We start from the raw sequence: 26859 nt of genomic DNA, 5'->3' as shown, positions 1-26859 counted from the left end.
AGGGAAATATTGCCCTGGAGCAGGTTAATTTGGAGGGTCGAAATGTTCTTTCTTGCACTCGGCACATTGCAGTCGGGTTATGGAGGACAGTGGGTCACGCTTATCGACGCATATTACAATTTTGATTAGTATGCGTTGGGCATTTGAACTCGTCTCCGCCCGATTTGTCCTGCGGAAAATCGGGCCGCGCCCGCCCAGGCAGACGCGCCCCGATTACGGGCGCACCGCGATATCTGATAACCCCTTGCCCTGCGGCTTGCGCCTCCGGGCAATCGGACCTGCCGAAGGTCCACTGGACCTTCGGCCAACGGTCCTCCGAAGTGCCTACCTCACCCGCCAGGCCTGCGTGCGTCTCAGGATGCTCCGGGAGGCGAACGCGTGCAGGACCCTTGCCGTCGCGTTGGTGTAGAAGATCATCATGCCCATCGCGGCGGCGGGCGCGATGTCGCCCGCGTCGTCCATGTTCAGCACCGCGACCGAGGCCAGCGCCGTGTGGGTGGAGTAAAGGAACACCACCGCCGACACCGTCGTCATCGCGTTCACGAACATGTAGATCGAGATATCGAGGATCGCGGGCAGGCAGACCGGCACCGTGACGCGGGCAAAAAGCCTCCAGAACGGCTGGCGGAGCGAGGCGGCGACGGGCTCGAACTCCGCGTCGATCTGCTTCAGCGCGGTCAGCGCGGTCAGGTGGCCCACGGTGTAGAAATGCGTGACGGTCGAGACGACGAGGATCGCCATGGTCCCGTAGATCCCGTTCAGCGGATTGGCGGGGTTGTTGAAGAAGAAGATGTAGGCCAGCCCCAGCACCATCCCCGGAATGGCCATCGGCAGCATCGCCAGGAACTGGAACACCGCCCGGCCGGTTTTGAAGCCGTCGATCTTCTCGACCATATAGGCGCCGGTGAAGATGATCGCGGTGCCGATCACGGCGGTCAGCGCGGCGAGTTCGAGCGAGTTCCAGTAGGCCCCCCAGCCGCCGCCATCCATCTTGTTGAAGTCGTAGTTGCGCAAGGAGAAGCTGAGGTCATAGGGCCAGTAGTTGATCAGCGCCGCGAATTGGCAGACGCCGATGATCCCGGCGATGAAGACCCCCATGGCCGCGCACCAGGCCAGCATCGCCATGTCGAAGCGGCGGTTCGGCTTCGGCTCATACGGCACCGAACGGGCGGAGAGGAGCGAGACCTGTTTCTTCTGCACCTGCCGATCGACCACGAAGGCGACGATGGCGGGGATCAGCAGGACGACGGAAACGACGGCCCCCATCTCGAAATTCTGCTGGCCGATGACCTGCTTGTAGATGTCGATGGCCAGCACGTTGTACTGCCCGCCGATGACCTTGGGCAGGCCGAAGTCGGTGATGACCAGCGTGAAGGTCACGAAGGCGGCGGAGATCAGCCCGTAGCGCGCCCCGGGGATCGTCACCGTCCAGAAGGTGCGCCACTTCGAGGCGCGAAGGGACTCCGCGGCCTCGTACTGCCGCTGGTCGGAGATCGAAAGCGCGGTCGAGATGATGATCAGCGCATGCGGGAAGGTGAAGAAGACCGAGCCGATAACGATACCCAGGGGGCCATAGATCGACTGCCCGAACAGAATCCCCTTCAGGAAGCCCTGATTGCCGAACATGTAGATCAGCGCGATCCCGGGCAGCAGCGACGGCACTAGGATCGGCATCATCGCAATTAGCCGGAACGCCCCCTTGAACGGCATGCAGGACCGGTTGATCGCGTAGGCGAAGCCGAAGGCGAAGATCACCGTCAGCACGGTCGAGATCGTGGCGATGTAAAGCGAGTTCTCGATGGAGGAGAACAGCACGGGGTTCGAGAAATACTCGGTGTAGTTCTGGAGTCCGGTCGAGGCCACCGGCCGCAGGTTGATGCGGCGAAAGGTGTTGCTGTCGAACTCCTGCCATTCGGTCGAATTGCGCAGATCAAGCCCGACAAGATAGGGCGCGTTGTCGGCAACGCCGCGGATGCGGTACTTGACCGGGCTGCGGAAGCTGAAGTCGGGGAAGAAATCGGTGACGGACAAGCGGCCGTCGGTGCTGGAGGCAAGATCGGCGTCGCTGAACTTGCCGAGTTGCGCATTCAATGCGGCGGCGCTCACCGGCTCGCCCCAGACGGTCCCGCTTTCGTCACTGACCTGGAATTCGTAGCGCGCGAGGTCGAAGCTGTAGGTCACGAAGCTTTTCGACAGCATCGCGTAAAGCGGCAGCGCCAGCGCCACCATGAGGTAAAGCGCGATGACCCCCATGAAGGCGCGTTTGATCCAGCCGTCGCTGTCGATCCTGAGACGGATAGCGCGGCCGGCGGGAAGGGAGGGCGCCTCAGCCATTGTCGCCCCCGCGGGCAAAGACAAGAACCCGCTCGGCGGGCAGTTCGACCGTCAGCCCCGCCCCGACCGAGAGGTCCAGGCGCCGCACTGCGTTCATCGAGAAATTCGCGACAAGCGGTGTCGCCCCCAGCGCCGGGCTGCTCAGATGCGTGCGCCAATAGGAGCCGAGGAACTCCATCGCCTCGATCCGCACGGCAAGGTGGTTGGGCAGGGGCGCACCGGCGTGCCCGCCGGCATGGGGCAGCACATCCTCGGGACGCACCGCCATGGTGACGGCGGCACCTTCGGCAAAGCCGGTCGCCTGGGTTGCCAGCGTCGTGTCGCCGACCCTGACGGAGCCGCCGGAGAAGGTCGTGGCGACGCGGTTCGTCTCGCCGATGAAATCGGCCACGAAAAGCGTCGCGGGGTCGCGGTAGATCTCTGTCGGGGTGCCGATCTGCTCGATCCTCCCGTGGTTCATGACCACGATACGGTCGGCCATCGACAGCGCCTCTTCCTGGTCGTGGGTCACCATGATGGTCGTGACCCCCAGCTTGCGCTGAAGTTCCTTGATCTCGTGACGCAAGTGGACACGCACCTTGGCATCCAGCGCCGAGAGCGGCTCGTCCAGCAGCAGAAGGCCGGGCTTGATCGCGATGGCGCGCGCCAGGGCGATCCGCTGCTGCTGGCCGCCGGAGAGTTGCGCGGGGTATTTCTTCGCCTGCTCGGGCAGACCGACCAGTTGCAGCAACTCCTGCACCCGCGCCGTGATTTCGGCCCTGGGGCGTCTGGTGTTCTCAAGCCCGAAGGCGATGTTTCTTTCGACTGTCAGGTTCGGGAACAGCGCGTAGGACTGAAACACGATCCCATAGTCCCGCTGCGAGGCGGGCAGGTCCGAAATGTCGCGCCCGCCCTGCCGGATAGACCCGCGCGTCTGCGGGTCCAATCCCGCGATCGCCCTGAGAAGCGTGGTCTTGCCGCATCCCGAAGGCCCGAGGAAGCAGATGAACTCCCCCTGCGCGATGGTCAGCGAAACGTCCCGAAGCGCCAGGAAGTCGCCAAAGGCTTTCCACAGCCCCTCGATCTCAAGATAGGGCTCTTCAGCCGCAGCAGTGACCTGCGCCTCGGCTTTGGGTTCTGTCATGTCTTCCGTCCGGTCGATGCGGTCGCGAAAAGGGGCGCCGGACTGGCGGCGCCCCGTGCGAGGATGGTCGTGATCAGCCCTTCGGCTCCGATTTGGAGTCGTAGCGCTTGGACCACTCCTCCAGGATCGCGGCGCGGTTGTTTGCCGCCCATTCGAAGTCGTTGTTGATCATCTTTTCCGGGATATTGGCCGGGAAGTGTTCGACGGGCTTGGCGATACCCGGGATGCCCACGACGGCGTAGCCAACGTTGTACATCTCCATCGCCTTGGGCGTGACCGACCAGTCGACCAGGGTCTTGGCAGCCTCTTCGTTGGCGGTGCCCGCGACAATGGCGGTCGCCTCCATGTCCCAACCGATGCCTTCCTCGGGGATGATGATCTCGACCGGCGCGCCGTTGGTCTTTTCCTTGGCGCCGCGGAAAGCGAAGGACACGCCCATCACGGTTTCACCCGCCGCCGCCATCTTGCACGGCTTGGAGCCGGAGTGCGTGTAGGCCGCGATATTGTTGTGAAGCGAGTCCATATAGGCCCAGCCGCCCTCTTCGCCCATCATCTGGAGCCAACTCGACACGTCGAGGAAGCCGGTGCCCGAGGATGCCGGGTTCGGCATGACGACGTGGCCTGCATATTCCGGCTTCGTCAGGTCCGCCCAGCTGGTCGGCGCGCTCAGGCCAAGCTTTTCGCCCTCGACCGTATTGTAGCAGATCGCGGCCACCCAGGCGTCCATGCCCACCCACGAAGGCGGGTTGTCGCTGTCACGGAACTTGGGGTCCATGGCGTCCAGCCCGGCGGGCGCGTAGGGCTCCAGCATGCCTTCGGTCTTGAGTACCAGAAGCGAGGTCGCCGCCAGGCCCCAGATCACGTCCGCCTGCGGGTTGTTCTTTTCCGCCAGAAGCTTGGCAGTGATGACCCCGGTCGAATCGCGAACCCAGTTGATCTTGATATCCGGATGATCCTCGTTGAAGGTCGCGGCGTAGCGTTCCAGGTCCTCCGCTTCCACGGCGGTGTAGACCGTCAGTTCGGTTTCCGCCCAAAGTGCCGTGGTGCTCAGCGCCAAGGCGAACGCGCCGAGAGCCAGAGTTTTCGAATTGGTCATGGTTTACCCCAGTGTTGGCCAGTGTGATGTCACTGTGTGTGAGCCCGTGGGCGCGGCGCGCCCCAGACTTCTCGCTGCTGGTAGCGCGCCAATGTGACAACCCGGTGAAACGGAAGCCCATTCGACGCGACCCGAGAGGAAGTTTGCGGAGGGTCGAACAATAAGTAAAATCTATTTATCTTATATATCTGAAAATTCCGCAGATGAACTTGCGCGGCATTCACCCGGTTGCGGCGAAGTTCACGGCGCTTCCGCAGCGATCGCCTGCGCAACGATGTCGAGGGCGCGGTCAAGATCTTCCCGCCCGATGGTCAGGGGCGGCGACAGCGTCAGCACGCATCCCGCGCTGATCTTGAAACTCAGGCCCGCCTCAAGGCAGCGGTAATAGATGCGCTCGGCCGCCGCCCTGCCCGGCACCTTCGCCGCGCGGTCCTCGACGATCTCCACCCCGAACATGAGACCGCGCCCGCGAATCTCGCCGACAAGCGGGCTGCCGCCGACACTGTCCCGCAACCGTTCGAGCGCGTGCGCCCCAAGCTCGGCCGCCCGCGCGACAAGGCCCTCGTCCTGGATCACGGCCAGGGTTTCGAGCGCCGCGCGTGCCGTCACCGGGTTCTTTTCATGCGTGTAATGCCCAATCGCGAAATCGCCACAGACATCGAGATCCCGCCGCGCGAGGACAGCGGCGAGGGGCAGGATGCCCCCGCCAAGCGCCTTGCCCAGCGTAACGATGTCGGGGACCACCTCGTCATGCTCGAAGGCGAACATCCGGCCAGTCTTGCCCAGGCCGGTCGGGATCTCGTCCATGATCAAAAGCGCGCCATGACGGTTGCAGGCGTCGCGGACATGCTTCCAGAAGCCAGGCGGCGGAACCGTGGGCACCGCCCGCATCGGCTCGGCGATGACGGCGGCCACATCGCCCTCGCGCTCCAGCACGAACTCCACCATCTTCGCGCAGGCAAGACCGCAGGCCTCGGGCCCGGCATGGCCATACGCGCATCGATAACAGTTGAACGGCGCGACATGCTCCGCCCCGGGCAGCAGCGGTCCCGCGATATGGGAGCGGAAGGTCGCCTCCCCCCCCACGCTCGAGGCCCCGAAACCTGCCCCATGGAAGGCATCCCAGAAGCTGACGGTCTTGAACCGCCCCGTTGCGGCCCGCGCGATCCTGAGCGCCACCTCGTTCGCGTCCGATCCGCCGGTGGTGAAAAGCACCTTGCCCAGGTCACCCGGCGCGATCTGCGCCAGCCGCTCCGCCAGGTCCACCGAGACCTCGTTGGTGAACCGGCGCGGCGAAAAGCTCAGTGCATCAAGCTGCGCCTTGATCGCAGCGACCACGCGGGGATGACCATAGCCGATGTGATGGACCGAGTTGCCATGGAAATCCATATAGCGCCGCCCGGCCGTATCCTCGATCCAGATCCCCTCGGCCTTGGCGATGGTCGAAAGGCAGGGCGAGGACAGCGACTGGTGCAGGAATGCCTCCGCGTCGCGCGCGAGGAGGTCGCGCGTCGCGGCATCGGGGTGGCGGGACGCCCAGACCCGGCGCGCCTCCGACGTATTGGATTCGCCTTCGGTATGGGTAATCACGGCCTGCCCTTCTTCTTTTTCCAAATATCCCCGCCGGAGGCTCCCGCACGCCCCGCGCGGCTCAGCGTGGCCAGGGGAGCGAATAGGTTTTCACGTTTGTGAAGAACTTCATGGCCTCCGAGACGCCTTCCTTGACGCCGTTGCCCGAGTCCTTGATGCCGCCGAAGGGGGAGGTCTCGATGCGGTAGCCGGGCTGTTCCCAGATGTTCACGGTGCCGACGTTCAGCCCCTCGATATAGGCCTGCATGCGGCGGAAGTCGTTGGTGCAGACGCCGGAGGACAGGCCGAACTCGGTCCCGTTCGAGATCCGCATGACCTCTTCGTCATTGTCGGGCACGCGCACGATGGGGACGATGGGGCCGAAGGTCTCCTCCATCACCAGTTCGCTGTCATGGGGCACATGATCGACGACGATCGGCGGCAGCAGCGCCCCCTTGCGGCCCGGGTCGTAGAGCACCTTCGCGCCCTCATCGGCGGCCATGTAGACGCGCTTCTCGAAGAGTTCGGCCGCCTGCGCGTGGATCACGCAGCCCAGTTCGGTCGCGGGGTCCATCGGATCGCCGAAGCGGATCTTCCTGGCCTTTTCCAGCACCATCGGCACGAAACGGTCGGCGACGCTTTCCTGCACCAGGATGCGCTTGACCGCCGTGCAGCGCTGACCCGAGTTGCCCGTCGCCCCGGCAACGGCGATCGTCGCGGCCTTGTCGAGGTCGGCATCGTCGAGGTCGTTGAGCACGATCAGCGGATCGTTGCCCCCCAGTTCCAGCGCCTGGCGCTTGTAGACCCCCTTGGCCGCGATCATCTTGCCCACCGGCACGCCCCCGGTGAAGGTGATGATGTCGATGTTCTCGTTGGTGATCATCTCGTCGCCGATATCGGCGGGCAGGCCCGTCACCACCTGGAACATCTCCGGCGGCAGGCCCGCCTCGTAGAGGATATCGGCCAGCGCGATCGCGGTCAGCGGCGTCAGCTCGGTCGGCTTGCAGACCATGCAGTTGTTGGTCGCGATCGAGGGCGCGATCTTGTGGCTGACCATGTTCAGCGGATGGTTGAAGGGCGTGATCGCCGAGATCGCCCGCACCGGCTCGCGCTTGGTGTAGATCTTGCGGTCCTTGCCGTTATGGGTCAGGTCGCAGGAAAAGATCTGCCCGTCGTCCTGAAGCGCCTGGGCGGCGGCGAAGGTGTAGACATCCTGCGCGCGCTTGGTCTCGTAGATCGCGTGCTGCCAGCAGATGCCCAGCTCCAGCACCAGCCCCTTGGCCAACTCATCGCGCCGTTCGCCGATCAGCTCGCCCGCGCGCTTCAGGATCTGGCTGCGCTCGTAGCGCGAAAGCGTCGCGCGATAGCTGGCCGCGATCTCGAAGGCGCGGCGGGCATGTTCGGCCGTTCCCGCCGGGACCGTTCCCACCACCTCGTCCGTGTAGGGGTAGCGGACCTCGATCACGCGGTCGGTGAAGACCTTTTCGCCACCGATCCGCATGCCTTCGTGCCGGATCTCGAAAGTCGTCATGCTCGCGTCCTTCATGCTCAGAGCGCCGCCGCCGTGCAGGCGTAAAGGAAGGCGTCGAAATTGCGCAGGACCGGGGCGTTCGGCAGATCGACCTTGCGGTTGACGATGAAGGGCACCTCCTGCTCGGTCAGCCCGCCATGGCTGCGCAGCGGCTCCTTCAGCGCCGCCAGGTCGTGGCGGTGGGCCGAGGTGCCGATGGTCATGTTCTCGCCCGAGATCATGACGATATCGCCGATCCGGTCGGCGGGCAGTTCGAAGCGCGTCACCGCCTCCTCGCGGGTGACGACAAGGGTGATGCCCTCGACCGCGCGGAGGCGCGCCATGATGTCCGCGCGGTCCGCGCCCTCGGGCAGGTAGGCGGTCGCGAAGGACCCCAGCGCGCCGTGGTGGACGACATAGGGGTCGGTGATCGGCAGGATCACGCGGGCCGCGGCCTTGCCCAGCCAATCGTCCAGCAGGTCCTGGACATAGACCACGGCGGGGCTGCCGTCGGCCTTGTGCTTGGGCTTCATGCCATGGTCGGCCGTCACCACGATCGCCGCGCCAAGCGCGTCAAGCTCTCCCAGGTAGCGGTCGAACATGGCGTAGAAGTCCTTGGCCCCCTGCTGGTCGGGGGCGTATTTGTGCTGGATGTAATCGGTCGTCGAGAGGTACATCACGTCGGGCTTCCATTCCCGCAGAAGCTTCACGCCCGCCGCGAAGACAAACTCCGACAGGTCGGCCGAATAGACCTCCGGCACCGGGCGGCCCAGCCAGGCACTGGCGTTGTCGATCCCGTGTTCGGCCTTCGTCGTGGTGTCGGCGCGTTCCGAGGAAAAGGCGATGGCCCGATCCGCGTCGAACTTCAGCCCCGCGCCCAGAAGCGCGCGCAGCTTGTCCTTGGCGGTCACGACCGCGACGCGCGCGCCGGCGTCGTAGAACTGCTTGAAGACCGTCGGCGCGCGCAGGAAACGCACGTCGTTCATCATCACCTCCTGCCCGGTCTCTGGCTCATAGAGGTAGTTGCCGCAGATCCCGTGCACGACGGGCGGGCGCCCGGTCGCGATCGAGAGGTTGTTGGGATTGGTGAAGGACGGGATCACCGAATGCGCCAGCCGGTCCGTCCCCTCCGCCCGCATCCGCTTCAAGGTCGGCATCAAGCCCTCGGCAATCGCCACTTCCAGATACTCCGGCTCGCAACCGTCAAGGCAGATCGCAATCGCAGGCACCTTCGGCCAGGGATAGACGCGGTCATTGGCCGTCACGGGCGCGCGGTTGATCATGTTCATACTCAGTCCTTCCGTCAGATCTCGGGGCCGCCTCAGGCGGCAAGTTTCGCGCGTTCGGCGATGGCGGCTTCGGGCGGCGCGGCTGAGGCGACGCCCATTTCAGCCAGCGCCTCTTTGGCGGCCTGAACCACGCGCCGCATCACATGTTCGTCCATCCGGCCGATGCAGCCGACGCGGAAACTGTCCACGACCGTCAGCTTGCCGGGGTAGATGATGAACCCCTTCGCCTTCATCAGATCATAGAAGCGCGCGAAGACGAAGTTGGGATCCGCCGGGCAGAAGAAGGTCACGATGATCGGCGACAGCCAGCGGTCCTTCAGCAGCGTCTCGAAGCCCAGGCCGCGCATCCCCTCGACCATCACGTCCCGGTTGCGGGTGTAGCGCGCGCCGCGGGCTGGAACGCCGCCTTCCTCTGCATGCAGGCGCAGCGCCTCGAGGAAGGCCGCGACGACATGGGTGGGCGGCGTGTAGCGCCACTGGCCGGTCTTTTGCAGATAGGCCCACTGCGCATGAAGGTCGAGCGCGAGCGAGTGGCAGTTGCCCTTCGCCGCCTCAAGCTCTGACCGGCGGGCGACAACGAAGCCGAAGCCCGGCACACCCTCGATGCACTTGTTGGCGGAGGAAACCATCGCCTCGTACCGGATGCGGTTCACGTCGAGGTCGATGGCGCCGAAGGCCGACATCGAGTCGATCAGCAGCTTGCGGCCGCGCGCATAGACGGCCTCGGAGATCTCGGCCACGGGGTTCAGGATGCCGCTGGAGGTTTCGCAGTGGATCGCGACGACATGGGTAATTGCGGGGTCGGCGTCCAGCGCCGCGCCCACCTCGTCCCCGCGCGGGGGCATGTAGTCGCCCTTGTCGATCAGCGTATAGGCGCGCCCCAGGTAGCGCATGGTTTCCGCCGCGCGCAGACCGTAGGCGCCGTTCGCCAGCACCAGTGCCTTGCCGTCGCGCGGAACGAAAGTGCCCAGCATCGCCTCGACCGAGAAGGAGCCCGAGCCCTGCATCGGCACGCAGACGAATTCGCCCCGCGTATCGCCCGCCAGCGCCACGATCTGATCGCAAATGGATTTCGTCATCGCGCGGAAGTCGGCGTCCCACGACCCCCAGTCCTTCAGCATCGCCTCCTTCGTCGAAAAGGCGGTCGTCAGGGGGCCAGGCGTCAGCAGATAGGGCTCCCCCAGGCGGGGGGCGGGAAACGGGGCGGCGGAAGCGGTCATCGGAGTGTCCTGACTTCGGGTTGCGGCGGGTCGGGGCGTTGCAGCCCCGTATCTCTCACGCGCCGGGGCCATCTGTAAAATCGTTAATTTGTATTGTCATATAAGCCTGACTTACCGATACTTCCCCGCGAAAGCGGGTCAAGCCCCGTGGCGATCGGCAAGGGGAATGACCGGATGCGCTATGTTCAGCTTCGCGCCTTCCACTATGTCGCGATCTGCGGCGGGTTTTCCCGCGCCGCAGAGGAATTGCGCCTGACCCAGCCCGCGATCTCCGACCAGGTGCGCAAGCTGGAGGAGGAATATGACATCCTGCTCTTCAACCGTCACAAGAAACAGGTCGTCCTTACGCCCGCGGGTGAGCGCTTGCTGGAGATCACGCGACGGCTTTTTGACAACGAGCAACAGGCGCTTGAGCTGCTCTCCGAATCCCGTGCGCTGCGGGCCGGCACGCTCAGGATTGTCGCCGACAGCGCCCACCACCTGCTTCACATCCTTGCCAGGTTCCGCCAGCGCTATCCGGGGGTGCGCATCGCGATGCGGGCCGGAAACACCGACACCGTCCTTGAAAGCCTTTACAGCTACGAGGCCGACATCGGCGTTCTGGGCGACATCCCGCAAAGCCGCGACTTCGAGGTGATCCGCCTGAACTCGACCCCGATCGTCGCCTTTGCGGCACGGGGTCATCCGCTGGCCGGGCGCGGCTCGGTCTCCTTTTCCGATCTGGCGGAGCATCCGCTGGTCATGCGCGAATCCGGCTCGCGCACCCGCCAGAAGCTGGAGGCCGCCGCGCGGACGCGCGGGATCGAGCTGACCCCCGTGATCGAAGCCGAGGGCCGCGAGGCCGTGCGCGAGATCGTGGCTTCCGGCGCCGGGGTCGGCTTCGTTTCCGAAGCCGAGTTCGGGCAGGACCCGCGGCTTGTCCAGATCCGGATCGAGGGTGAGGACACGATGCGCATGGACGAGGCCCTGATCTGCCTGCGCGAGCGCCGCGGAAGCACGCGCGTCGCCGCTTTCTTCGACATTTCAAAGGCCTTCACGGAAAAGAAGGCGGGGGCATAAGCCGGGTTTTTCGCCCTTTGTTCAGAAAGTGCGGCCCCTTGGCTGCAAAATCGTCCCACCCTTGGGCATTCTACACTAACCTCAGGTCAAGAGGCCCCGAAACCCGAATCGCAGCGCGCCACCCGCAGGCAAGGCGCGCGCATGCCCCAGACAGGAGAGGGACACCATGCCGATGTCACCCGAAGCGACGGACGAACTGAAGGCCATGATCCCCGTGGCGCGCAAGCGGACGATCGGATTCGGCCTTTGCCTTGGCAAGAAGCCCGAAGGCACGGTGATGATGCTTCACCGGATGAAGGACCCCTCGATCCTTGCGCGCCAGGCCAAGAAGGAAGGGGAGTCGCCGAAGGTCACTTTCGGGATGGTCGAGATCAAGGGCAAGAAGATGATGCTGCATTGCCAGGGCGATATCCTGCCCGGCATGTCGAAGACGCTGCGCAAGTTCCTTGCCGGGATCGACATCAAGATGAAGATCGTCGCGCTCGACCCCGACGGCAACCTGGCCGACGATGACGGCGAACCGGAGGAAGAGGGCGATCAGGCCGAGGACCGCGCGGACGAGCCCCAAAGCCCCGAGGCGCAGAACTGGGCCAAGATCGCGGGTCCGATGGCGGCGATGGTCGAACGGCTTGTCGCCGGGGGCCATGAAAAGGCCGCGCAGATCCAGGCCGCCTGGGCGCGCGCCGAACAGGCGGCGGACGCCGACAACCACCAGGAGGCGCTCACGATCGCCGCCAAGCTGCGTCCCCTGCTCACCGCACCGCAGCCGCAGGGTGGTCCGCAGGACGGCGCGCCCAGCGACAGCCCCGACGCCAAGCGCTGGGGCGCTATCGCCCCCGCGTTGGAGCAGCTTTTCCAGAAGGCCCTGTCCCTCAATCCCGAGAACCGGAGCCAGCTTGGCGCCGCCTGGGCCATGGCGACGGAAAAGGCCGAAGCCGGCGATCACGCCGCGGCGCTCCAGATCGCGGCCCGGCTGAAGACCGCGCTTGAGGCCGTCCTTGCCAAGGGCGGCAGCGGGACGGAGCGCGAGATACCCAAGGACGTCGTGCCATTCCAGAAGTCCCGTGTCCTTTGGGGCGCGACCCGCTCGACCATGATGAAGGAGATGAGCAAGCTCGAATCGGCGATCGTGGATGCCTGCGCGGGCGACCCGGAACTTGCGCCCATCGCCGCGGAGGCGAGCGAACTGCGCCGGCGGCTCGATGTCTTCGACGCGCGGCTTGAGGACGTTCTCGACCGGATCACGAACACCCCCGAAGGGGACGAGCGCACCGCGCTGAAGAACGAGGCCCGCGTCGCGCTGAAGGATTACAGCACCGCGCTTCAGGGCGATTTCTTCGCCGAGGTCGACAATGACAACGGCTTTGCCCAGGTGGCCGTCGCGGCAAGCGCGCGCAAGGCGCTCGAAGCCATCGCCAAGGTCCTTGGCTGACCGCCGCCCCCGCTTGCCGCCCCCTCCGACCTGAGTCCGCCCCGAGGAGACACCCATGCCGTTTTCATCGCTCGACCCCAAAGCCCAGAAGTTCGTGAAGAAATATTTCAAGTCCGGGGGCCTGTTTGGAAAGGGCACCAGCCAGGGCGACAAGGACCAGATGGCCGATGAATATCAGGCCTATGTGAATGCCTGCGCGGCGTTCTCCCTCAAGATCCAGAACTACCCGCCCTACATCGGCACGAAACCCATCGTGAATGCGTTCGACGCAGCGCGAAAGGTTGTCGAGAAGGACAAGAAGACCCTGAACGCGGCGGCGGCGACGCAGGAGATCGCGCAGCTCAGCGCCGCGCTCGAAACGACGGGGGCGAACTATGTGGCCCGGCTGCAAAACGAGGCGCAGCAGGCCGTGACGCGGATGCAGGCGCTGAAAGGCACCGTCCTTCACCGCCAGAAGGCCGAGGCGCGCCTGGGCGAACTGCAGACCGCCGGCGCCAAGACCCCGCCGGATTTCGACACTGTCCGTTCGGCCCATGCGTTTGTCCTGTCGGAAGAAAACCGCGTTACGCAGGTCGCCGCCGCCTATCTGGAAGACTACAACAAGTGCAAGGCTTCGATACAGTCAGTGCGCACCAATTACAGCTACATCAGCGATCCGTTCGTCGCGACCGAACGCCAGGACATCGAAGCGATGATGGTGCAAGCGGACACCAAGCTTGAGGAGCACGGGGTCTCTGTCGCGCGTAAGCTGGTGGACGATGCCCGCGGCAAGCTTTACGCGGCATGGAAGCTCAACAAGGACCGCCTGGAATATGAACAGGTGCGAACCGAGGCCGAGACGGAGATCAACAAGCTTCTGGCCAAACGCTGTCCCGGGGTGGAGGAGGAATGTGCCGACATCGTGCGCCTTCAGGGCGAAGCGGCCAATGCCGTCGCAGCGCGCGATTTCCTGACCCCTTGGCACATCATGAAGGACCTGAAGAAACGCGCGGTGGCGGAACTGCCCTTCGCGCAGGGCTACCTCGACTTCGAGGCCGCGGCGAAAACGGCCAGCGAGGCCATCGATGCGCTGGCAAAGCACCCTCAAGGCAAGTTCGCCCTTGGTCAGGTCGCCGAGGCGCGATCGGTCTTCGCCCAGGCCGAGTCGTTGGCGGGGGTCCGTAAATACGCCCAGTCCGTCGCGCGGCTGGATCTGATCCCGGACATATGCAAGGCCGCGATGGAAAAGGCCGCGGAAGGCGCGCCGTTCACCCGGCTTGAGCAGGCCGTGGGAAGCGAGCCGCCCGAGCGGATCATCGCCCAGGCCGAGACCTTGATCAAATCGCTCGAAGCGCACCCGCGTGCCGCCCAGATCGCCCAGGCGATCGCCGACCTCAAGGCGCGCCACAAGGCCGCCGACGAGGGGGTGGAGAACTTCGACGACGATACCGCGCGCACCCATCTGAAGGAACTGGCCGAGTTGGCCAGCGGCGCCCGGCGGCTGGCAGAGATCATCGACGCCCTGATGAGCCGGGCCGACCGGATTATCGACCGGATCGCGAACCTGCGCGACACCCATGGCCAGGCGAAATACGCCGAGGCCAGCCTCAAGACCGCGATGGAAACCGCCAAAAAGGGCCGCGAGGCGGCCGAAAAGGGCGACGACGCGGCCAATGGGATCCTCGACCGCGCCGAAGCCGGCCTGGACCGCGCGCGCATGCTCGCCGACGGGCAGGAGGTCTACCTGATCCGGCGCGCGGAGGTGAAGTCGGAGGCCGACAATGCCTTGAAACTCAACTTCCCCGACAAGCCGGGCGCGCAGGGCCGCGTCGACAATGCGATGGCGCGGGCTGAGGAGTTCTCCAAGGGACTGGAACCGGCCAAGGCCAAGGGCGCGTTGGAAGGCGTCATGGCGGAGGTCGCCAGCATCAAGGTTGCCGCGAAAGCCAAGGCCGGCACGCCGCCGTCGAAGCAAGAGGTGCTCGACATCATCGCCATGCCGAACGGCCAGAAGATGCTCGACGCGCTGATCGAGCAGCTGGACCCAAACACCGTGACGCAAGAAGTCATGACGGCCATGCTTGGCGCGCGCTTCGACATGAATGTGTTGCTCTTCGACGACAAGGCGAGCCATGAACAGGGCACGGCAAGATCCACGCTGACGGGACCGGCGCCCAACCTGCTGGCCTATTACAAGATGATGACCAAGGTTCCGGACGCCCACACCAAGCTGAACGAAAGCCTGCTTCGGTTCGATGAGGTCGAGGGGCCCGCTGAAACCACGTCCTCCTTCACGGGCGGAGAAGGCAAGATCGTGATGGGCGTCGCGGTCTCCCGGGACGTTCCGGCCGGCAAGCTGAGCGACCCGGGCAAGCTCGAGAATGTGGAACCCGACTGCGTCTGCGTTCCGGATTCCGAAAAACCCCAACCCTCGTACGGGACTTGGACCACCTTGCACGAGATTGGACATGCGGTGGACGACGCCAAGGGCTTCATGAAGGGCCGCGCGGGCAACGCGGCCTTTGGTGGCTGGCGGGAATACGGCGGCAATGTCCGCCCGATCGCCGACGCCGTGGCGAATGAGTACGAGTATGACGCATTCTACGTCGAACGCCTGATCTCGGGCGGCAAACCCGAGGATGCGGACCTGCCTGACGAGTTGAAGGACGACCCGAACGGCCCCGCGACCTGGGAGGCGCGCAAGCAGATGGTTATCAAGTGGTACGATGCGATGAAGACCGGCGCCAAGCCCTGGGACAACAAGCGCGCAAGCACCGACTTCAACATCGGCGGCCTTGTCTATCACGAGGCCTACGATGACTCTTGGGTGTCCTACAGTGCCGCCGCGCGCAAACAGGGGATTACCGGCTACCAGTTCCGGGCGCCGGGGGAATGGTTCTCGGAGCTTTATGCGGCCTATCACACGGGCAAGCTCAACCCCAAGCATCCGGCGGCCAAGTGGCTCTCGGCTCTCTGACACAGTGAAAGGATCAAGCCATGTCGATGTTCTCCACACTGCCGGTGGCCTGCCCGAACTGTGGGACGGAAAACGAAATGGACATCTTCCAAAGCGTCAACGCAGACCGACGGCCGGACCTGAAGGCCGCCATCCTCGATGGGCGTTTTCAGACGAAGCCCTGCACCAGTTGCGCGACGGAGTTTCGGCCCGACCCAGACTTCAACTATCTGGACAGCGCGGCCGGGATCTGGGTGTCAGCGCGCCCGATCGCCGCGCTTGGCCAGTGGGACGCCGAAATCGCGAAGGCCGCGGATGACTTCGCGCTGGCCTATGGCGACCGCGCCGGCGAGGCCGCGCGCGAGATCGGGCGAAACCTGAAGGCCCGGCTGACCTTCGGCTGGCCGGCGATCCGCGAAAAGATCTTGATCGCAGATGCGGGCCTAGATGACGTGGCGATCGAGACGGTGAAGCTCGTCATTCTCCAGACCCGCTCCGGCAACATACTGCAGGAGGGAGCCGAACTGCGCCTGATCGACGCGGATGACGCGCGACTGACCTTCGCCTGGGTCTCGATCGGCGGCGGCGAAACACTGCAAAGCTTTGCCGCCCAACGTGAGCTTCATGACGCTGTGCGCGATGGCGAAGACTGGGCGGAGACACGCACGGGCCTGTCGGGCGATCTTTTCGTGGATATCCAGCGCAATTTCATCGTGCCAGAACCCGTCGCGGGATAAGACGCTTCGGGCGGGGGCCTCAGCCCTCGCTCTCGCGGCGGTGGCTTGCGGCATCAAGCTTCAGCCGGGTTTCGAAGGCCTTGGAGATATGGGCGCGCAACGCGCTTTGCGCGGCGGCCTCTTCGCCGTTGGCGATGGCATTGACGATGGCTTCGTGTTCGGCCAGCGCGGCCTCGCCCCGGCCCTCGGCGGCAAGGGAGGTTGTCGCCAGAAGCGCCATCGAACGGTGAACCAGACCCAGTTGCTGCACCAGGTAGCGGTTGTGGGAGGCCAGGTGGATCTGCTTGTGGAAGCGGCGGTTCGCGCGCGACAGCGCTTCGGGGTCACCCAGATGCGCGCGGTCTTCGTCGATCATGTCCTTGAGAACGCGAATCTCCTCTTCGGTCGCGTGCTTGGCCGCAAGGCGGGCGGCCAGCCCTTCAAGCTCGGCCCGGACGACGTACAGTTCGGCAAGCTGGTTGTGATCAAGCGAGGCCACGATCAGCGACCGCCCGTCCCGCGTCAGCATCGACTGTGTTTCCAGCCGCTGGAGCGCCTCGCGCACGGGCGTGCGCGACACGCCCAGCCGTTCGGCCAGTTCGGATTCCACCAGACGATCTCCGGGGCGGTAGGTCCCGCCCTCGATCGCTTCAAGGATCAGCGTATAGGCGTCTTTCTGCATCGGCATGTCCTGGCCGTCTTTGACAGGGCGCCAACCTAGGGCGCAGACCGCACCCTAGGCAAGAGCCTTCGCCGCCGCAGGGCTGTCCGACCGGCTTGCCCCTCGCGCCCCGGCATGAGACAAACCCAAGGTGCGCCCCAAAGCGATGCCAGCCATGCCCGCCGCCGAGTTCGATCATGTGACCGCCTGGGTCTTCGACCTGGACAACACGCTCTACCCGCCCGAGGCGCGGCTTTTCGATCAGATCGAGGTCCGGATGACCGCCTATGTCATGCAGTCCCTGGGCGTCGCCCGGGACGAGGCGGACCGCCTGCGCCGGCACTACTGGGCGCGCTACGGAACCACGCTTGCGGGCCTGATGAGCGAACATGGCGTCGATCCCGCCCCCTATCTGAATGAGGTCCACGAAATCTCGCTCGACGCGCTGACCCCGGATGCGGCGCTGCGTTCGGCGATCACCGCGCTGCCGGGGCGGCGAATCGTCTATACCAACGGGAGCGGCCCCTATGCCGAACGGGTTTTGGCCGCGCGGGGGCTTTCGGGGATCTTCGATGCAATCTACGGCGTCGAGCACGCAGGCTTCCGTCCCAAGCCAGAGCGCAGCGCGTTTGAGGCCATCTTTGCCCGCGACGGGATAAACCCCACGCGCGCGGCAATGTTCGAGGACGATCCGCGCAACCTCGCCGAGCCGCACGCGATGGGCATGCGCACCGTCCATGTCGCGCCAGAGCCCGCCCCGGCGCCGCATATCCATCACCACACGCGCGACCTTGCGCGCTTTCTCGGGTGTCTGACCTGAGGGCTGCGGCGATCCGCCCCCTCCTGCAAAGCACGGCGTTCGGCTAGGTGGGCGCCGCGAACAGGAGATAGACATGACGGACATGCCCATTGCCGCCGACCGCCCCGGCCGGTCCTGGTTTCATCACATCCCGGTCCTTGGCTGGATCGCCTACGACATCGCCCACGGCGAGGCGGACACGATCTGGTACGCGCTGACCATCCTGGTCACGATCCTCGTGCTGATGGTCAAGACCTGGGGCCTCGTCGCGCTGGCCATGACCGCGCTGGCCACAGTGCCCGTGGTCTTCGCGACGCTGATCCTGATCACGCTGGGCAAGTAGCCCTGGGGCGAAAGTCGCGCGCGGGACGGAAAGTCGCTTGGCCCCCCGGTGCCGGACCGCATATCATCCGGCCGAAGGAGAGCGTGATGCAGGCTGAGGCGACAGATATCCTGATTTCCGGCGGTGGCGTCGCGGGACTGACCGCGGCCGCCGCCTTTGGTGCTGCGGGTTTTTCGGTGATCTGCGTCGATCCCGCCCCCCCGGTGACCGAGGCCGAGGCCGCAGGCGCGGACATGCGCACCACAGCCTTCCTGCAACCTGCGCGCCAGGTGCTGGAACAGGCGGGGCTTTGGGGCCGCCTTGCCCCACATGCCGCCGCGCTGAAGATCATGCGGATCGTTGATGCGGGTGGCGAAACGCCGGAACCCCGGATCGTCAAGGATTTCGACGCCTCGGAGATCGGCGAGGAGCCCTTCGGCTGGAACTTCCCCAACTGGCTCCTGCGCCGGGAAATGGTCGCGCGGATCGCCGAACTGCCCAACGTCGATTTCCGCCCGGGGGTCGCCACGCGCGCCGTTCTGACACGCGAAAGCGAGGCGCGCGTCACGCTGTCGGACGGGGCGACGGTGACCGCCCGGCTGCTGCTGGCCGCCGACGGCCGGGCAAGCCCGGTGCGCGAGGCGGCGGGCATCGGCGTCAAGACGATGCGCTACGGGCAAAAAGCCCTGGCCTTCGCGGTCACCCATCCGGTCCCGCATCAGAACGTCTCGACCGAGATCCACCGGACGGGCGGCCCCTTCACGCTCGTGCCCCTGCCCGACCGCGACGGGCGCCCCTGTTCGGCCGTGGTCTGGATGGAGCGCGGGCCGGAAGCCGAGCGTTTGGCCGTCCTGCCCGTCCCGGAGTTCGAGGCAGCGATGCTTGCCCGCTCGGCGGGGCTCTTCGGACCGCTCACCTTGGTCACGCGGCGTTCTGTCTGGCCGATGATCGCCCAGATCGCGGATCGGTTCGAGGCGGAGCGGACCGCGCTTATCGCGGAAGCCGCCCATGTCGTGCCGCCGATCGGCGCGCAGGGATTGAACATGTCGCTGGCCGACCTGGCCTGCCTGCTCGACCTGGCGACCGCCGCCCCCGAGAAGCTGGGGGAGAGGGCGATGCTTGAAGCCTACCATCGCCGCCGCTGGCCCGAGGTGAAGGCGCGTGTGACCGGCATCGACCTTTTGAACCGCACCTCGATGCTGTCGCCGCGCCCGCTGCGCGATCTGCGGGCGGGAGCGCTGAACGCGCTCTACTCTCTCAAGCCGGTACGCACGACGCTGATGAAAGCCGGACTCGGCATGCGCTGAGCCCGGCCTTTTTGCTCCCGCAAGGCGAAAAGGGCCCGCAAGGTGCGGGCCCGGCGCGCGGTCAGCCCAGGGCCGCGTCCAGTGCGCGACGGACGCGGGCCACGGTGCCTTCCACGTCATAAAGCTTGTCGAGGCCGAATAGCCCGATACGGAAGCTGCGGTAGGCATCGCCCTCCCCCACCTGCAAGGGCACGCCCGCAGCGATCTGGACGCCTGCGGCCAGGAACTTCTTGCCGGTCTGGATGTCGGGATCGTCGGTAAAGCTGACGACGACGCCCGGCGCGCCGAAGCCTTCGGCTGCGACCGACCGAATACCGCGCGAGGCCAATTCCGCCCGAACCGCTTCGCCTAGCGCCCATTGCGCGGCGCGCAGCCGCTCGAACCCATACTCCCGGGTTTCGGCCATCGTGTCGCGGAAAGCCTTGAGCGCATCCGTCGGCATCGTCGCGTGATAGGCGTGGCCGCCGCCCTCATAGGCCGCCATGATCGCGCGCCATTTCTTGAGGTCGAGCGCGAAACTGTTGGAGGTCGTCGCCTCCATCCGCTTCTCGGCCTCGGCGCTCATCATCACCAACCCGGCCGAGGGCGAGGCCGACCAGCCCTTCTGCGGGGCCGAGATCAGGACATCGACGCCCACATCCTTCATGTCGACCCAGATGCAGCCCGAAGCGATGCAGTCCAGGACGAAGAGCGCGCCCACCTCATGCGCGGCGGCCGCCAGCGCCTTCAGGTAGCCGTCCGGCAGGATCATCCCGCTGGCGGTTTCGACATGCGGGGCAAAGACCACCTCGGGGCGAACTTCGGCGATCTTCGCCACGACCTCTTCGATCGGCGCGGGGGCGAAGGGGGCCTGAACCTCGTTCCCGGCGCGCCGCGCCAGGGCGACATGGGTTTCGGCCGCGAAGCCCCCCGCCTCGAAGATCTGGGTCCAGCGGTAGGAGAACCAGCCGTTGCGGACGATCAGCGCCCGCTTGCCAGCGGCGAACTGGCGCGCCACCGCTTCCATCCCATAGGTCCCGCCACCCGGCACCAAGGCCACGGCATCGGCGTTGTAGACCTCCTTCAGCATGGACGAGATGTCGCGCATCACGCCCTGGAACTGCTTGCTCATGTGGTTGAGCGACCGGTCGGTAAAGACGACCGAAAACTCCTCGAGCCCATCGGGGTCGACGTCGGGCAGAAGCGCGGGCATGAAGTCCTCCTGTTTTGTCAGATCCTGCGGTAGCGCAGGCGGGGGCGCAAAGCCAAGGGTTTACCGACAGGATGTGACGGATTCGTGCTTCAGCCCAGGGGGCCGGGGCGCCGTTCCTCGCTCAGAAGCACGTTCGCCTCGACATTGCCCACGCCGGGCAGGGTCATGATCCGGCGGCGCAGGACGCGCTCGAAATCCGCCAGATCGCGGGCCGTGACGCGCAGACGGTAGTCGTAAAGCCCCAGGACGTGCTGCACGGTCTGCACCTCCGGGATGGCGGTGGCGGCGCGTTCGAAATCCTCAAGGCTGACGCGCCCCTTGGCGGCGAGCTTCACGCCCAAAAAGACCGTGACGCCGAAACCCAACGCCTCTGTATCAAGGTCGATGCGCCGGCCCGCGATCACCCCCGCTTGTTCCAGCCGCCGGATGCGCCGCCAGGTCGCGGGCTGCGAAAGGCCCAGCGCCCGCCCGATCGCACCCGCGCTTTGCGTGGCATCTGCGACCAGCGCGCGCAGAACCGCCCGGTCAAGGTCATCAAGCTCGATCACAGCGGAATACTCCCTGTTTCCTTGATGGTCGAAACCAGCATCAGGCTTTCGATATCCGCGATATGGGGCAGCGTCAGGATGCGGTCGCGGTAGACCTCTTGATAATGTCCCATGTCGCGGGCGATGACGTTCAGGCGCACATCGACACGGCCGAGGAAGGTCTGGATCTCGATCACCTCGGGCACGCTGCGCACGGCCTCCAGAAACTCGTCGAACGCGCGCGGGTTGGTCTTGTCGAGCGTGAAGCGCAGCGAAACCTCCACCGCCCAGCCCAGCGCGCGCCAGTCAATTACCGCGTGCTGGCCCTTCAGCACGCCGGCCGCCGTCAGCCGCTCCAGCCGCCGCCAGCAGGTCGCAGCCGTGACGCCCGCGCGCTCCGCCAGATCGGCGGTCGCGACGCCCGGATCGGCGAGCAGTTGGCGCAGGATGCGGCGGTCCGTATCGTCTATCTGCATTTATTTTTCACAAATTTCGTATATTGCGAATAGATTTTCGCACACCTGGCTAAAATCGTCAAATTTTGCACGGGAATTCCGCGAAACCTTTCTATGCTCGCCACCAGAAACGAAGAAAGGAACGCATCATGCGCGTCTATTACGATCGCGACTGCGATATCAACCTCATCAAGGACAAGAAGGTCGCCATCCTCGGCTACGGGTCCCAAGGCCACGCCCACGCGCTGAACCTGCGCGATTCGGGCGCCAAGAACGTGGTCATCGCGCTGCGCGAAGGCTCGCCCTCGGCCGCCAAGTGCGAGAAGGAAGGGCTGAAGGTCATGGGCATCGCCGAGGCCGCCGCCTGGTGCGACGTGATCATGTTCACCATGCCGGACGAACTTCAGGCCGCGACCTACAAGAAATACGTCCACGACAACCTGCGCGAGGGCGCGGCGATCGCTTTCGCCCACGGCCTGAACGTGCACTTCGGCCTGATCGAGCCGAAGCCCGGCGTTGACGTCATCATGATGGCACCGAAGGGCCCCGGCCACACCGTCCGCGGCGAATACGTCAAGGGCGGCGGCGTGCCCTGCCTCGTCGCGGTCCACCAGGACGCGACCGGCAAGGCGATGGAAATCGGCCTGTCCTATTGCTCCGCCATCGGTGGCGGCCGTTCGGGCATCATCGAGACCAACTTCCGCCAGGAATGCGAAACCGACCTCTTCGGTGAACAGGCCGTGCTTTGCGGCGGTCTCGTCGAGCTGATCCGCATGGGCTTCGAGACCCTGGTCGAGGCCGGCTACGAGCCGGAAATGGCCTATTTCGAGTGCCTGCACGAAGTGAAGCTGATCGTGGACCTGATCTACGAAGGCGGCATCGCCAACATGAACTACTCGATCTCGAACACGGCCGAGTATGGCGAATATGTCTCTGGCCCGCGCATCCTGCCCTACGACGAGACCAAGGCGCGGATGAAGGCGGTTCTCTCCGACATCCAGACCGGCAAATTCGTCCGTGACTTCATGCAGGAAAACGCCGTCGGCCAGCCGTTCTTCAAGGCGACCCGCCGGATCAACGACGAGCACCAGATCGAGAAGGTCGGTGAAAAGCTGCGCGCCATGATGCCCTGGATCTCCAAGGGCAAGATGGTGGACAAGTCGCGGAACTGACGCGAAGGTGGCGGGGAGATCGCTCCCCGCCACAACTTCGAGGCTGCTATGGACCCGCTGCATCCGACCGGCATAGACGCCTACAAACCCAAGGAAATCGCCGAACTGCTGGAAGCCGCGGGGGCCGCGAAGGCTCGCCTTCCGCTGGTCTCGATGCTGACGCTGGCGATGCTTGCGGGGGCCTTCATCGCGCTCGGGGCGGCGGCCTATACCATGGTGATGACCGGGGCGGACGCAGGCTTTGGCCCCCACCGCTTTCTGGGTGGGCTGGTCTTCTCGCTCGGCCTCGTCCTGGTGATCGTCGGCGGGGCAGAGCTTTTTACCGGCAACGCGCTGATGATCATGGCTGCCGTTGATGGCAAGGTCGGCGGGGGCGAGTTAGCGCGCGCCTGGACGGTCGTCTATGTCGGAAACCTTCTGGGCGCGCTTGTCCTGGCGGGGCTTTTTGCAGGGACCGGTCTGCTCGATGGAGCCATGGGCGCGACCGCACGCGCCATCGCCGAGGGCAAGGCCGCGCTTGACCCGCTATCCGCCTTCTTCCGCGGGGTGCTCTGCAACGTGCTCGTCTGCCTTGCGGTCTGGCTTTCGATCGCGGCACGCAGCGCGACCGGCAAGATCCTGGCGGTCCTGCTGCCGGTTTCGACCTTCGTGCTGCTGGGGCTGGAACACTCGATCGCCAACATGTTCTTCTTCCCCCAAGGCCTTGCGGCGGGGGCGGACATCGGCCTGACGCCGATCCTGACAAACCTGGCCGTCGTGACCCTTGGCAACATCCTGGGCGGCGCGGGCGGCGTGGCACTCAGCTACCGGCTGGCCTACCGGCCGGTCTGAGCCGTTCAGACGGCGGCTTCGACGGCGGCCACGATCCCACCCACGACCTCGGCCAGAAGCGCCTCGTCCTCGCACTCCGCCATGACCCGGATCAGTGGCTCCGTCCCCGACTTGCGGATCAGCAGACGGCCCGATCCGGTCAGTCGTGCCTCGGAATCTTCGATCACTTTTCGAACATTTTCGGCGGCAAGTGGCTCCTGACCGGCTGCATACCTGACATTCTTCAACATCTGCGGCACGGTCTCAAACTGCCGGACGAGTTCGGAGGCTTTCTTGCCAGTCTCGGCCATTGCGGCCAGGAACTGAAGGCCCGCGATCAGCCCGTCGCCGGTCGTCGCGTAATCGGTCATCACGATATGGCCGGATTGCTCCCCGCCAAGGTTGAATCCGCCCTCGCGCATCCGCTCGACCACATAGCGGTCGCCGACCGCGGTGCGTTCCAGCCTCAGCCCCTGCCCCGTCAGGAAACGTTCCAGACCAAGGTTCGACATCACCGTCGCGACCAGCGCGCCCCCCCGAAGCCGCCCTGCCGCCGCCCAGCGATGCGCAAGAAGCGCCATGATCTGGTCGCCGTCCGCCACCTGCCCGGTTTCGTCCAGGATCATCACCCGGTCGGCATCGCCATCCAGGCTGATCCCCAGGTCCGCGCCATGGGCGACGACCGCCTCGGCCGCCGTCCGGGTGAAGGTCGATCCGCACTTGTTATTGATGTTGAGCCCGTCCGGGGTGACACCGACCGGGATCACCTCGGCGCCCAGTTCCCATAGAACCTCCGGCGCGGCCTTGTAGGCGGCCCCATTGGCGCAGTCGATCACGACCTTCAGGCCGGAAAGCTGCCCGCGCGCGGGGAACGTGGTCTTGGCGTATTCGACATAACGGCCCAGGCCGTCGTCGATGCGCTTGGCCCGGCCGATGTTTTGCGGGCGGGCCGGCTCGATCTGGCTTGCAACGATGGCCTCGACCTCCGCCTCGGCCTCATCGGACAGCTTGAAGCCGTCAGGACCGAAGAACTTGATGCCGTTGTCATGGGCCGGGTTATGGCTGGCCGAGATCATAATGCCGAATTCCGCGCGCATGGAGCGCGTCAGGAACCCGACCGCCGGTGTCGGCACCGGCCCCAGCAGCAGGACATTCATGCCGGTCGAGGTCAGGCCCGCGGTCAGCGCGTTTTCCAGCATATAGCCCGACAACCGCGTATCCTTGCCGATCACGACGCGGTGGCGATTGCGGCCATCGGTGCGGAAAAAACGCCCCGCCGCCGCGCCGAGGCGCAGCGCCATCTCGGCGGTCATCGGATAGGTGTTCGCCGTCCCCCTGACGCCATCGGTCCCGAATAGCTTGCGCGTCATTGCATGTCCCCCGCCGTCACCGCCTGCCAAAGGCGGATGGCCTGCCTCGTTTCGCCGATATCATGCACCCTGTGCCACTGCACGCCCTGCGCGATCCCCGCCAGCGTGACCGCAATCGTACCGGGCCCACGGTCCGCCGCAGTCTCCGCCCCACCTATGGTGCCGATGAAGCGTTTTCGCGAAGCGCCCAAGAGAATGCCGCACCCGAGACCATGAAACAGGGACAATCCGCGTAAAAGAGCCAGATTGTGCTCAAGATTCTTACCAAATCCGATGCCGGGATCGACCAGGATTCGGGCGCGCGGGATGCCAACCGCTTCCGCCTCGCGCACACATTCGGCGAGGTAATCGTAGACATCCAGCAGGACATTGGCGTAGCGCGGGTCATGCTGCATCGTCGCGGGCACGCCCTGGGCATGCATCAGGCAGACCGGCACCTCGCGCGCCGCGACCAGATGGCCCAGCGCCGCATCATAGGCAAAGGCGGAAACATCGTTGACCATCGCCGCCCCGGCATCGAGCGCGGCGCAAGCCACGGCAGCCTTGCGCGTGTCGATCGAGATCGGGGCGGACACGCCCGCCCGCCTGAGCGCGGCGATAACGGGCGCGGTGCGGTCGGTTTCCTCCGCGATCGCCACGTCAGCGGCGCCGGGGCGTGTGCTTTCGCCGCCGATGTCGATGATCTCCGCGCCCGCCAGCGCCATCGAGAGCCCCTGTTCGCGCGCCGCCGCGCCTTCGGCGAAAAGGCCCCCGTCGGAAAAACTGTCGGGCGTGACGTTCAGCACCCCCATGATCCGCGGCCGGCCAAGGCCCATGCCGAGGAAATCGGGGCGCAGGGCGGTCAGGGCCTCACGCGCCTCCTCGGGGATCTCGCTGGCGGGGATCGTCCTCTGCGGCCCCTCGCGGGTCAGCACCTCGGCCCGGTCGAACCAGCACCATCCGCCGGCAAGCTGCAACGCGCCCTCGGGTCGGGCGGGGTCGGTCATCGCGATCGGTCGAAAATATTCCATGAGCGGGTTTTCCGTCGAAGCCGTGGAATTGGCAAGCCAGCTTTCAGGCCCGCTCGACCGGCACGCGGCTTCCCGCCGGGATCGTGACAGCGCCGTGAACGACCAGGCGTCGTGCCTCAAGAAGACCCGCAAGCCAAAGGGAGAGCGCCGCGGCATCCTCGGCCCCTGCGGGCGCGCCGGGCGTGTCGAGCACCAGCTTGGAAGGGGCCCAGACGGCCGCGCGGCCGTTGCGCAGGGCCCAGTCGAGCTCCGTCCGGGTCGCGACGACCTTGAGCCGCGCATCGCGCGCGGCAAAGGCCCAGGCGTTCTGCTCGATCGCCAGAAGCGCGATGCGGCGGCGTGCGTCCTCGGTCAAGGCCGCCGGTCGCGCCTCGGGCGGAAGGTCGAGCGTAAAGACGACAGGGTCCTCCGCCGCGATGTGGCGCCCGATCCGCGCCACCAGATCCGGCAGGGCCAGCGCGTCGGCGCCGAAATGGACGACCACGGGATGCGGCGCCGCAGCCTCCTCCACCCGGTCCTGCGCCGCGTCCCGAACGATTTCCACCCCAAGGACAAAGGGGCCGCGATCCAGCTTCTCGATCCGCAGGAACACGCGCCGCGCCTGCGGCTCCGCCAGGATCCGGTCCGCGATACCTTCGGCCAGTGTCTCCAGCAGATTAAGCCGTTCACGGGCCAGTTCCGCCTGAACCGCCTCGATCAGGCGGTCATAGGACAGGATCTGGTCCACGTCATCGTCAAGCCCCTCGGGCAGGGGCGCGATCTCGACCACGATGTTGAAGCGCAGGCGCTGGATCGCGCCCCGTTCCTCCTGGAAGGCGCCGATGTCGGCCTCGACGATGAAATCGCGCAAGGATAGCCGGTCCGCCGGTCCGCCGGTCGCGCGCGAACGCGCTTCGGGATGCTCGAAGGCAAGTGCGATGTCGTCGGTCATGATCCGTCCCCTGGGTCGTC

General features: G+C 65.6%; 23 protein-coding genes. 9 read left to right on the top strand and 14 right to left on the bottom strand.

Translation table 11 applies throughout. The features are described from left to right. Positions 1-324: 324 nt before the first annotated feature. The 7 genes from OE647_RS09440 to OE647_RS09410 form a co-directional block, all read right to left on the bottom strand. A complete protein-coding gene (locus tag OE647_RS09440) occupies positions 325-2334 on the bottom strand; it encodes a putative 2-aminoethylphosphonate ABC transporter permease subunit (RefSeq protein WP_263721481.1) in 2010 nt (669 codons plus the stop codon). Continuing rightward, positions 2327-3457 (bottom strand): putative 2-aminoethylphosphonate ABC transporter ATP-binding protein, encoded by a 1131-nt coding sequence (locus tag OE647_RS09435; RefSeq protein WP_263721480.1) that lies wholly within the window; start codon positions 3455-3457, stop codon positions 2327-2329. The genes OE647_RS09440 and OE647_RS09435 overlap by 8 nt, the downstream gene beginning before the upstream one ends. A 73-nt stretch (positions 3458-3530) precedes the next feature. Then, positions 3531-4553, bottom strand: a complete 1023-nt coding sequence (locus OE647_RS09430; protein WP_263721479.1) for a putative 2-aminoethylphosphonate ABC transporter substrate-binding protein — start codon at positions 4551-4553, stop codon at positions 3531-3533. A 240-nt stretch (positions 4554-4793) separates the two neighbouring features. Continuing rightward, positions 4794-6167, bottom strand: coding sequence for a (R)-1-hydroxy-2-aminoethylphosphonate ammonia-lyase (pbfA, locus tag OE647_RS09425; protein ID WP_263721478.1), 1374 nt, complete (start codon positions 6165-6167; stop codon positions 4794-4796). Positions 6168-6204: 37 nt separating this feature from the next. Then, positions 6205-7653: a phosphonoacetaldehyde dehydrogenase gene (phnY, locus tag OE647_RS09420; RefSeq protein WP_263721477.1), complete on the bottom strand. Its 1449-nt coding sequence runs from the start codon at positions 7651-7653 to the stop codon at positions 6205-6207. 17 nt (positions 7654-7670) lie between these two features. After that, entirely contained in the window at positions 7671-8921 is a 1251-nt protein-coding gene (gene phnA / locus OE647_RS09415) for a phosphonoacetate hydrolase (protein ID WP_263721476.1), read from the bottom strand. 32 nt (positions 8922-8953) lie between these two features. Beyond that, complete coding sequence (locus OE647_RS09410) at positions 8954-10141, bottom strand: 2-aminoethylphosphonate--pyruvate transaminase (protein ID WP_263721475.1); 1188 nt, start codon at positions 10139-10141, stop codon at positions 8954-8956. A 174-nt stretch (positions 10142-10315) separates the two neighbouring features. Between OE647_RS09410 and OE647_RS09405 the strand changes: the two genes are divergently transcribed. The 4 genes from OE647_RS09405 (at position 10316) to OE647_RS09390 (ending at position 16304) form a co-directional block, all read left to right on the top strand. Next, on the top strand, positions 10316-11200 hold the full coding sequence (locus OE647_RS09405) for a LysR substrate-binding domain-containing protein (protein WP_263721474.1): 885 nt from the start codon (positions 10316-10318) through the stop codon (positions 11198-11200). A gap of 166 nt (positions 11201-11366) precedes the next feature. Then, complete coding sequence (locus tag OE647_RS09400; RefSeq protein ID WP_263721473.1) at positions 11367-12632, top strand: hypothetical protein; 1266 nt, start codon at positions 11367-11369, stop codon at positions 12630-12632. A 55-nt stretch (positions 12633-12687) separates the two neighbouring features. After that, positions 12688-15588: a hypothetical protein gene (locus tag OE647_RS09395; protein WP_263721472.1), complete on the top strand. Its 2901-nt coding sequence runs from the start codon at positions 12688-12690 to the stop codon at positions 15586-15588. 20 nt (positions 15589-15608) lie between these two features. After that, a complete protein-coding gene (locus tag OE647_RS09390) occupies positions 15609-16304 on the top strand; it encodes a CpXC domain-containing protein (RefSeq protein WP_263721471.1) in 696 nt (231 codons plus the stop codon). Positions 16305-16323: 19 nt separating this feature from the next. Here the strand turns inward: OE647_RS09390 and OE647_RS09385 are convergent, their stop codons facing one another. After that, positions 16324-16965: a GntR family transcriptional regulator gene (locus OE647_RS09385; protein WP_263721470.1), complete on the bottom strand. Its 642-nt coding sequence runs from the start codon at positions 16963-16965 to the stop codon at positions 16324-16326. Positions 16966-17119: 154 nt separating this feature from the next. Between OE647_RS09385 and OE647_RS09380 the strand changes: the two genes are divergently transcribed. The 3 genes from OE647_RS09380 (at position 17120) to OE647_RS09370 (ending at position 19372) form a co-directional block, all read left to right on the top strand. Next, positions 17120-17764: a pyrimidine 5'-nucleotidase gene (locus tag OE647_RS09380; RefSeq protein WP_263721522.1), complete on the top strand. Its 645-nt coding sequence runs from the start codon at positions 17120-17122 to the stop codon at positions 17762-17764. 73 nt (positions 17765-17837) lie between these two features. After that, positions 17838-18086 (top strand): hypothetical protein, encoded by a 249-nt coding sequence (locus OE647_RS09375; protein ID WP_263721469.1) that lies wholly within the window; start codon positions 17838-17840, stop codon positions 18084-18086. An 86-nt stretch (positions 18087-18172) separates the two neighbouring features. Next, entirely contained in the window at positions 18173-19372 is a 1200-nt protein-coding gene (locus OE647_RS09370; RefSeq protein WP_263721468.1) for a UbiH/UbiF family hydroxylase, read from the top strand. 61 nt (positions 19373-19433) lie between these two features. On the opposite strand, the gene OE647_RS09365 is transcribed toward OE647_RS09370, so the two are convergent. The 3 genes from OE647_RS09365 to OE647_RS09355 all read right to left on the bottom strand — a co-directional run bounded on the left by OE647_RS09365 (position 19434) and on the right by OE647_RS09355 (position 21567). Beyond that, complete coding sequence (locus tag OE647_RS09365; RefSeq protein ID WP_263721467.1) at positions 19434-20564, bottom strand: aminotransferase class V-fold PLP-dependent enzyme; 1131 nt, start codon at positions 20562-20564, stop codon at positions 19434-19436. 89 nt (positions 20565-20653) lie between these two features. Then, the gene (locus OE647_RS09360) at positions 20654-21112 is read right to left on the bottom strand and encodes an Lrp/AsnC family transcriptional regulator (protein WP_263721466.1); all 459 of its coding nucleotides are present in this window, start codon (positions 21110-21112) and stop codon (positions 20654-20656) included. Continuing rightward, a complete protein-coding gene (locus OE647_RS09355) occupies positions 21109-21567 on the bottom strand; it encodes an Lrp/AsnC family transcriptional regulator (RefSeq protein ID WP_263721465.1) in 459 nt (152 codons plus the stop codon). The genes OE647_RS09360 and OE647_RS09355 overlap by 4 nt, the downstream gene beginning before the upstream one ends. Before the next feature lie 65 nt (positions 21568-21632). Here OE647_RS09355 and ilvC point away from each other — a divergent pair, with 65 nt between their 5' ends. Both ilvC and OE647_RS09345 read left to right on the top strand, forming a co-directional pair. Further along, the gene (ilvC, locus tag OE647_RS09350; RefSeq protein ID WP_263721464.1) at positions 21633-22718 is read left to right on the top strand and encodes a ketol-acid reductoisomerase; all 1086 of its coding nucleotides are present in this window, start codon (positions 21633-21635) and stop codon (positions 22716-22718) included. A 48-nt stretch (positions 22719-22766) separates the two neighbouring features. After that, on the top strand, positions 22767-23549 hold the full coding sequence (locus OE647_RS09345; protein WP_263721463.1) for a formate/nitrite transporter family protein: 783 nt from the start codon (positions 22767-22769) through the stop codon (positions 23547-23549). A gap of 5 nt (positions 23550-23554) precedes the next feature. On the opposite strand, the gene glmM is transcribed toward OE647_RS09345, so the two are convergent. From glmM to OE647_RS09330, 3 genes are read right to left on the bottom strand one after another with little or no spacing between them, the layout of a single operon-like run. Beyond that, positions 23555-24898, bottom strand: a complete 1344-nt coding sequence (glmM, locus tag OE647_RS09340) for a phosphoglucosamine mutase (protein WP_263721462.1) — start codon at positions 24896-24898, stop codon at positions 23555-23557. Next, complete coding sequence (gene folP, locus OE647_RS09335) at positions 24895-25908, bottom strand: dihydropteroate synthase (RefSeq protein ID WP_263721461.1); 1014 nt, start codon at positions 25906-25908, stop codon at positions 24895-24897. Before folP ends, glmM begins: the two co-directional genes overlap by 4 nt. Before the next feature lie 43 nt (positions 25909-25951). Continuing rightward, positions 25952-26839, bottom strand: coding sequence for a dihydroneopterin aldolase (locus OE647_RS09330; protein WP_263721460.1), 888 nt, complete (start codon positions 26837-26839; stop codon positions 25952-25954). Positions 26840-26859: the final 20 nt, after the last annotated feature.

The organism is Albidovulum sediminicola (genome assembly GCF_025751575.1).
Classification (GTDB): Bacteria; Pseudomonadota; Alphaproteobacteria; order Rhodobacterales; family Rhodobacteraceae; genus Albidovulum; species Albidovulum sediminicola.
This window is presented reverse-complemented; position numbering and strand designations above follow the sequence as displayed.